Genomic DNA, 770 nt, shown 5'->3' with positions numbered 1-770 from the left:
GGACCATACAATCTTCGTAACTGCGCTTATTTGGACCATTTTTCTAAACCGAAAATCATGTGGAAACGGGTAGGTTCAATTCTAAGATTCTCTTATGACAAGGAAGGGCACTTTGGGCTAGATAGTACTTGTTTCGCTATAGGAGAGCATCTTGAGTTTTTAGTATGTCTCCTTAACTCACCAATGGGTCACTATTTGTTAAGGAATGCTCCAAAAACAGGGACTGGTGACTTGCTCATTAGCGTGCAAGCAGTTGAACCCATTCTAGCGCCAAAGCCCGAAGACACATCAATTTATGAAAGGTATCTGGCTAATGGTCTTTTTAACGAGGAAACCGAAAGAGAAATTAACAAAGCTATATATGAGCTATATGACCTCACCGACGAAGAAATTAGTTTGATTGAGCAATCGCAATTAACTCCGTAACTGTGTCCTTTATAAATCTAACCTCCTCTTTTGTAAAACAGAAGGCATCGAAAACATTTTTTCCTTTTTCTAGAGGAGGTATTGGAATGTGTTCAACATACTGTTGCCGCATCTGAACGCCTCCACTATCTAAAGTTGCAACGTTCTTCAAGAAATAATAGGCAGCATAATCAGAATTTAAAACTTCGCATAAGAGCTCCAAATCTTTCCCCGTGAAAAAACATAAGCTGTCAACCGTAAACATTTCTTTCTCAACATATGCGAATCGAGGAAAGGTATTATCCTGGGTTTTAGATATCCTCATCAGACGTGGCCAGACAATTTTTGGTTTTAAAAAATCCTCC

The 770-nt window shown here is 39.0% G+C and carries 2 protein-coding genes; one reads left to right on the top strand and one right to left on the bottom strand.

From position 1 onward, the window contains the following. Positions 1–426, top strand: a 426-nt coding sequence (locus tag ACYQ4O_RS12925) for a hypothetical protein (protein WP_460175869.1), incomplete at its 5' end; no start/stop codon positions are given. Here ACYQ4O_RS12925 and ACYQ4O_RS12920 read toward each other — a convergent pair. Continuing rightward, positions 392–770 (bottom strand): TaqI-like C-terminal specificity domain-containing protein (locus ACYQ4O_RS12920; protein ID WP_460175868.1); only part of this gene is annotated, 379 nt, incomplete at its 5' end. The genes ACYQ4O_RS12925 and ACYQ4O_RS12920 overlap by 35 nt on opposite strands.

Source organism: Turicimonas sp. TL08, assembly GCF_054660695.1.
Note: the sequence above shows the minus strand (reverse complement) of the source record. Positions and strands in the feature narration are given on the sequence as shown.